This is a genomic window from Streptomyces sp. NPDC053367 (assembly GCF_044545925.1).
Taxonomy (GTDB): Bacteria; Actinomycetota; Actinomycetes; order Streptomycetales; family Streptomycetaceae; genus Streptomyces.
Genome location: NZ_JBITYN010000004.1, coordinates 585245 through 592560, shown reverse-complemented (window position 1 = coordinate 592560; position 7316 = coordinate 585245). Strand labels below are relative to the sequence as shown.

Annotated in this window: 6 protein-coding genes; 5 read left to right on the top strand and 1 reads right to left on the bottom strand. The window is 71.0% G+C overall.

Features of this window, described 5'->3' with window-relative positions:
* The 5 genes from ACIGXJ_RS15370 to ACIGXJ_RS15350 all read left to right on the top strand — a co-directional run.
* Positions 1 to 513, top strand: a 513-nt coding sequence (locus ACIGXJ_RS15370; protein ID WP_399644826.1) for a DUF3459 domain-containing protein, incomplete at its 5' end; no start/stop codon positions are given.
* A complete protein-coding gene (gene treS / locus ACIGXJ_RS15365; RefSeq protein WP_399644824.1) occupies positions 510 to 2228 on the top strand; it encodes a maltose alpha-D-glucosyltransferase in 1719 nt (572 codons plus the stop codon). The genes ACIGXJ_RS15370 and treS, both read left to right, overlap by 4 nt.
* A gap of 28 nt (positions 2229 to 2256) precedes the next feature.
* Entirely contained in the window at positions 2257 to 3639 is a 1383-nt protein-coding gene (locus ACIGXJ_RS15360) for a maltokinase (protein ID WP_399644822.1), read from the top strand.
* A 5-nt stretch (positions 3640 to 3644) separates the two neighbouring features.
* Complete coding sequence (glgB, locus tag ACIGXJ_RS15355; protein WP_399644820.1) at positions 3645 to 5864, top strand: 1,4-alpha-glucan branching enzyme; 2220 nt, start codon at positions 3645 to 3647, stop codon at positions 5862 to 5864.
* Between the two features lie 54 nt (positions 5865 to 5918).
* The gene (locus ACIGXJ_RS15350) at positions 5919 to 7004 is read left to right on the top strand and encodes a glutamate--cysteine ligase (protein WP_399644818.1); all 1086 of its coding nucleotides are present in this window, start codon (positions 5919 to 5921) and stop codon (positions 7002 to 7004) included.
* A gap of 37 nt (positions 7005 to 7041) precedes the next feature.
* On the opposite strand, the gene ACIGXJ_RS15345 is transcribed toward ACIGXJ_RS15350, so the two are convergent.
* On the bottom strand, positions 7042 to 7275 hold the full coding sequence (locus ACIGXJ_RS15345) for a DUF6480 family protein (protein ID WP_399644816.1): 234 nt from the start codon (positions 7273 to 7275) through the stop codon (positions 7042 to 7044).
* Between the last annotated feature and the right edge of the window lie 41 nt (positions 7276 to 7316).

Genomic DNA, 7316 nt, shown 5'->3' with positions numbered 1-7316 from the left:
GCCGCCACCCTCTCCCCCGCCTGGGGCATCTACTCCGGCTACGAACTGTGCGAGAACACCCCCGTGCGCGAGGGCAGCGAGGAGTACCTCGACTCGGAGAAGTACCAGCTGCGCCCCCGCGACTGGGACACCGCCGACACCATCGCCCCCCTCATCACCCGCCTCAACGAGATCCGCAGGGACAACCCGGCGCTCCGGCAGCTCCGCAACCTGCGTTTCCACGCCACGGACAACGACGCCGTCATCGCGTACAGCAAGCGTTCTGACTCCAATACGGTGATCGTGGTGGCGAACCTGGACCCGCACCACACCCAGGAGGCCACGGTCTCGTTGGACATGGCGCATCTTGGTCTGGACCGGCACGCATCCTTCTCGGCGCGCGATGAACTGACCGGTGAGACCTATCACTGGGACAGCTCCAACTACGTGCGCCTGGAGCCCGGCCGGTCACCGGCTCATGTGCTCCACGTCCGCCCGTCGACGCCGCACCACGGAGGGTCCACCGCGTCATGACCGTGAACTCGCCTGTCCATGACACCTTCGAGGACACCCCGGCCAAGGACCGGGATCCCGACTGGTTCAAGCGCGCGGTCTTCTACGAGGTCCTGGTGCGTTCCTTCCAGGACAGCAACGGCGACGGCGTCGGCGACCTGAAGGGCCTGACCGCCAAGCTCGACTATCTGCAGTGGCTCGGCGTCGACTGCCTCTGGCTGCCCCCGTTCTTCCAGTCCCCCCTCCGCGACGGGGGCTACGACGTCTCCGACTACACCGCCGTACTGCCGGAGTTCGGTGACCTGGCCGACTTCGTGGAGTTCGTGGACGCCGCCCACCAGCGCGGCATGCGGGTCATCATCGACTTCGTCATGAACCACACCAGCGACCAGCACCCGTGGTTCCAGGAGTCGAGGAAGGACCCCGACGGGCCCTACGGCGACTACTACATGTGGGCCGACGACGACAAGCAGTACCAGGACGCCCGCATCATCTTCGTCGACACCGAGGTCTCCAACTGGACCTTCGATCCCGTGCGGGGGCAGTACTTCTTCCACCGGTTCTTCTCCCACCAGCCGGACCTCAACTACGAGAACCCGGCCGTCCAGGAGGAGATCCTCGCCGCCCTCCGCTTCTGGCTGGACCTCGGCATCGACGGCTTCCGGCTCGACGCCGTGCCCTACCTGTACGCCGAGGACGGCACCAACTGCGAAAACCTTCCGGCAACGCACGAGTTCCTCAAGCGCGTCCGGCGCGAGATCGACGCCATGTACCCCGACACGGTGCTGCTGGCGGAGGCCAACCAGTGGCCGGAGGACGTCGTCGACTACTTCGGCGACTACCGCTCGGGCGGCGACGAGTGCCACATGGCGTTCCACTTCCCGGTGATGCCGCGCATCTTCATGGCCGTACGCCGTGAGTCCCGCTACCCGGTCTCCGAGATCCTCGCCAAGACCCCGGCGATCCCCTCGGGCTGCCAGTGGGGCATCTTCCTGCGCAACCACGACGAGCTCACGCTCGAGATGGTCACCGACGAAGAACGCGACTACATGTACGCGGAGTACGCCAAGGACCCGCGGATGCGGGCCAACATCGGCATCCGCCGCCGGCTCGCCCCGCTGCTGGACAACGACCGGCACACCATCGAGCTGTTCACCGCGCTGCTGCTGTCGCTGCCGGGCTCGCCGATCCTGTACTACGGCGACGAGATCGGCATGGGCGACAACATCTGGCTCGGCGACCGGGACGCCGTACGGACGCCGATGCAGTGGACCCCGGACCGCAACGCGGGCTTCTCGACCTGCGACCCCGGACGGCTCAACCTGCCGATCATCATGGACCCGGTCTACGGCCATCAGGTGACCAACGTGGAGGCGTCGATGGCGTCGCCGTCGTCGCTGCTGCACTGGACCCGCCGGATGATCGAGATCCGCAAGCAGAACCCCGCCTTCGGGCTGGGCAGTTTCACCGAGCTCCAGTCGTCGAACCCGGCCGTGCTGGCCTTCCTGCGCGAGTACGAGGACGACCTGGTGCTGTGCGTGAGCAACTTCGCGCGGTTCGCCCAGCCGACCGAGCTGGATCTGCGCGAGTTCGCCGGCCGCCATCCGGTGGAGCTGTTCGGCGGGGTGCGGTTCCCCGCGATCGGCGAACTGCCGTATCTGCTGACGCTGGGGGGCCACGGCTTCTACTGGTTCCGGCTCACCCGAGTCGCTTCCCGCATCGGCCGGCGACTGTGAGCGTGCTCCGAGGAAAGGACGCGACGCCATGCCGAAGACCGCATCCCTGCACCGGGACAGTACCGGCCCCACCCGGCCCATGGCCTCGCTGGACGGCCTGCTGCGCGAGTGGCTTCCGCGGCAGCGCTGGTTCGCGGGCAAGGACCGGCCGGTCACCGAACTGCGTCTGCTGTCGCTGACCGAGCTGTTCCCCGGCTGTCTGCACCTGCTGGTGCACGCCGGGCACGCGCCGAGCCCGTCCGGGCACGCGGGTGTGCCCGCGCCCGGCGCGGCGACCCCGCCCGGTGACTGCTACCAGCTGATCCTCGGTGTGCAGGAGCATCTGTCGCCCCGCCTCGGCCGGGCGCTGGTGGGCCGTGCGCAGGAGGGCCCGCTGGCCGGGATGGCGGTCTACGACGCGCTGCGCGACCCCCGGTCGGCCCAGCTGCTCCTGGAGCGGCTGCGCCGGCCCGGCAGCCTGGGCCCGCTGCGCTTCGAGACGGACCCGACGGTCACCGTGCCGTCCGGGCTGCCGCCTCGGCTGATGGACGCCGAGCAGTCCAACACCTCGCTGGTGTACGGGGACTCGTACATCCTCAAGGTCTTCCGGCGCATCCAGCCGGGCGTGAATCCGGACCTGGAGGTGACGAGCGCGCTCGCCGGTCAGGGGTGCAGCCGGGTGCCCGCGCCGGTGGCGTGGTTCCGTACGACGCAGCCGCACGGGGCGACGCTGGGTGTGCTCCAGCCGTTCCTGCCGAACGCGGCCGACGGCTGGACCCTCGCCCTGCACGCCCTCGCCACCGGCGACGACTTCACGTCAGAGGCGCACGCGCTGGGGCGGGCCACGGCGGATGTGCACGTGGCGCTGGCCAAGGCCTTCCCGGGCGGTCCGCCCACCGACAACGGGCGCACCGCGGCGGCGATGGCGGAACGGCTGGACGCGGCCGCGCACAGCGTGCCGGGGCTGCGGCCGTATCTGCCCGGCCTGCGGGGGGCGTTCGGCATGCTCGTCACGTGCGACGCCGGGCCCTCGGCCCAGCGCATCCACGGTGACCTGCATCTGGGTCAGGTGCTGCGGGCGGGGCGGGAGTGGTTCGTCATCGACTTCGAGGGCGAGCCGTCGCGTCCGCTGGCCGAGCGCTGCGTCCCGGAGTCCCCGGTGCGGGACATCGCCGGGATGCTGCGCTCCTTCGACTACGCCGCCCGTCAGCGCCGCCCCTGGCGGCCGCAGTGGGCGCGTCGCTGCCGCGAGGCGTACTGCGCGGGCTATGCCGAGCGGGCCGGCTGGGACCCGCGCAAGAAGCACGCGCTGCTGCGTGCGTACGAGACCGACCGTGCCGTGTACGAAGTGGTGTACGAGGCCCGGCATCGTCCGGACTGGCTCGCCGTCCCGATGGCGGCGATCGAACGTCTGGCCGTGAGAGGAGACTGAGAGCCGTGGCCCTGCGTGACTCGTCGCTGCCCGAGCCGTCCGCCCCGCCGAAGAAGGCGGGCCGGGCCGCGCCGGCCCTGGACCCGGGTGACCGTGCGCGCCTGCTGTCGGGCGCCCACCATGATCCGCACGCGCTGCTCGGCGCCCATCGGGTGCCGGGCGGGGTCGCCTTCAGGGCGCTGCGGCCGTTCGCCCGAGCCGTGAGCGTGGTGACGGGCGGCAAGCGGCATCCGCTCGTTTCCGAGGGCGACGGCCTGTTCTCGGCCGTGCTGCCGCTGAAGTCGGTCCCCGAGTACACCCTGCTGGTGGCGTACGGGGACGACGGTCCGGGGCAGGAGGTGCACGACCCGTACCGTTTCCTGCCCGCGCTCGGCGAGCTGGACCTGCATCTGATCCGGGAGGGCCGGCACGAGCAGCTGTGGAAGGCGCTCGGTGCCGAGCCGATGACGCACCAGGGCGTGGCCGGCACCCGGTTCACGGTGTGGGCGCCCAACGCCCAGGGCGTGCGGCTGGCCGCCGACTTCACCTACTGGGACGGCACGGCGTTCCCGATGCGCTCGCTGGGCGCGTCCGGGGTGTGGGAGCTGTTCCTGCCGGGCGTCGGCGAGGGCACCCGCTACAAGTTCGAGATCACCTCCCGCTACGGCCACCGCTTCCTCAAGGCCGACCCGATGGCCCGGTGCGCGGAGGCGGCGCCGGACACGGCGTCGATCGTGCACGCCTCGCACTACGAGTGGGGCGACGCGGAGTGGCTGGCGCACCGGGGTGACAGGCCCGTGCACGAGGCGCCGTTCTCGGTGTACGAGGTGCATCTGCCGTCCTGGCGGCCGGGGTCGACCTACCGCCGGCTCGCCGAGGAGCTGCCCGCCTATGTGAAGGAGCTGGGCTTCACGCACGTGGAGTTCATGCCGGTCGCCCATCACCCCTTCAGCGGCTCGTGGGGCTACCAGGTGACCGGCTTCTACGCGCCGACGGCCCGGCTGGGCTCCCCGGACGACCTCAAGTTCCTGATCGACTCGCTCCACCGGGCGGGCATCGGCGTGATCATGGACTGGGTGCCGGCGCACTTCCCGAAGGACGACTGGGCGCTGGCCCGCTTCGACGGGGACCCGCTGTACGAGCCCGGGGACGCGCGCCGGGCCGAGCACCCGGACTGGGGGACCTTCGAGTTCGACTTCGGCCGGACCGAGGTGCGCAACTTCCTGGTGGCGAACGCCGTGTACTGGTGCGAGGAGTTCCACATCGACGGGCTGCGCGTCGACGCGGTCGCCTCGATGCTGTACCTGGACTACTCGCGCGAGGACGGCCAGTGGGCGCCGAACGCCTTCGGCGGCAACGAGGACCTGGACGCGAAGGCGTTCCTGCAGGAGATGAACGCGACCGTGTACCGGCGGGTGCCCGGGGTCGTGACCATCGCCGAGGAGTCGACGGCGTGGACGGGGGTGACGCGGCCGACGGACGCCGGCGGGCTCGGGTTCGGGCTGAAGTGGAACATGGGCTGGATGCACGACTCGCTGGAGTACATCCAGAAGGAGCCGGTGCACCGCAAGTACCACCACAACGAGATGACCTTCTCGATGGTGTACGCCTACAGCGAGAACTACGTCCTGCCGATCTCCCACGACGAGGTCGTCCACGGCAAGCAGGCCCTGGTGTCCAAGATGCCGGGCGACTGGTGGCAGCAGCGCGCCAACCACCGCGCCTATCTGGGCTACATGTGGGCCCACCCGGGCAAGCAGCTGCTGTTCATGGGCCAGGAGTTCGCCCAGGGCGCGGAGTGGTCCGAGCCGGAGGGCCCGCACTGGTGGCTGCTCGACCCGGGCTACTCGGCCGAGCCGGACCATCGCGGCGTACGCGATCTGGTGCGTGATCTCAACGCCGTGTACCGGTCGGCGCCCGCGCTGTGGGAGCGGGACACCGACCCGGCCGGGTTCCGGTGGGTGGTGGGCGACGCCGCCGACGACAACGTCTTCGCGTTCCTGCGCTTCGGCGCGGCCGGCGACCCGCTGCTGTCGGTGAGCAACTTCTCCCCCGTGGTCCGGCACGACTACGAGCTGTGGGTGCCTGACGACGTGGTCGCCTGGCAGGAGGTCCTGAACACCGACGACCTGCGCTACGGCGGCTCCGGGGTCGTCGCGCCGGAGCCGGTGAAGCCCGAGGACGGGCGGATCCGGATGACGCTGCCTCCGCTGGCGACGGTGTGGCTGCGGCCGTACACGGTGTGAAGCGGCTCCGACGGGGCATTCGGGTGCCTATCACCTGACCCGGGAGGCTGTAGTTTGCGCACCGTCGGAGTGGAGGAGGAACTCCTCCTGGTGGACCCCGAGAGCGGGGACCCGCGGGCGATGTCGGCCGCGGTGCTGGCACGCGCCGCGGCGGACGTCACCGGCGAGCAGGTCTTCGAGAAGGAACTGCACGACCAGATGGTGGAGTTCGCCACCCACCCGCAGGAGGACATGGGCGACCTGCGGGAGGAGATCGTGCGCTGCCGCAAGGAGGCCGCCCGCCACGCCGGCGGCCTCGGCTGTGCGGTGGCCGCGCTCGCCACGTCCCCGCTGCCGCTGACCCCCAGCGTGGGAGTGAACCCCCGCTACCAGTGGATGGCCGAGCAGTACGACATCACCTCGCGGCAGCTGGTGTGCGGCTGCCATGTCCATGTGTGCGTGGAGTCCGACGAGGAGGGCGTCGCGGTCGCCGACCGGGTGCGGCCGTGGCTGTCGGTGCTCTCCGCGCTGAGCGCCAACTCGCCGTTCTGGCAGGGACGCGACACCGGGTACAGCAGCTACCGCAGCCGGGTGTGGGGGCAGTGGCCGTCGGCGGGCCCGACGGAGCTGTTCGGGTCGCCCGAGGAGTACCACCGCAGGGTGGCCGACATGGTGGCGACGGGGGTCATCCTCGACGAGGCGATGGTGTACTTCGACGTCCGGCTCTCGGAGCGCTATCCGACCGTGGAGTTCCGGATCGCCGACGTGTGTCTGCGGGCGGACTCGGCGGTGCTCCTCGCGATGCTGGCGCGGGGGCTTGTGGAGACGGCGGCCCGCGAGTGGCGTGCGGGTGTGCCGGCGGCGCCCCGGAGCGTGAGCCTGCTGCGGCTGGCGAACTGGCGGGCCGCGCGCTTCGGGCTCACCGACCAGCTGCTGCATCCGGCGACCCTGCGGCCCGCCCCGGCGGCGGAGGTCGTGGCGGCGCTGCTCGAGCACGTCGGCGAGGCGCTCGAGGACAGCGGGGATCTGGCGCACGCCCGGGAGGCGTGCGACCGGCTGCTGCGGGACGGCACCGGCGCGCAGGTGCAGCGGGCCCTGCTGGAGAAGACCGGAAGCCTCAGGGACGTGGTCACGGGGTGTGTGCGCCGGACCCAGGAGTGAGGTCCGGCGCGCGCGGGGGCCGGTGGACGGCCCTTGATCACAGCAGCAGCGTCAGGGCGTAGGCCAGGAAGAACGCCGCGATCAGCACGACCACCACCAGGATGATGGCCAGGGGCGCCTTGCCCCAGCCCTTGGTGGGGTTGTGCGTCTCGCGGGGCCCTGCCTCGGGCATGCTGCTCTCGGCGGGCGGGGTCTCCCCCGGGGGGACGCCGCCGCCCGGTTCCAGGCCGGTGCTGCGCTCGGGTTCTGGGTCGGGACTGATGTGGGTCATGTGCTCCGAGTCCCCCTTCAGCGCGAGATCATCAGAGCCGA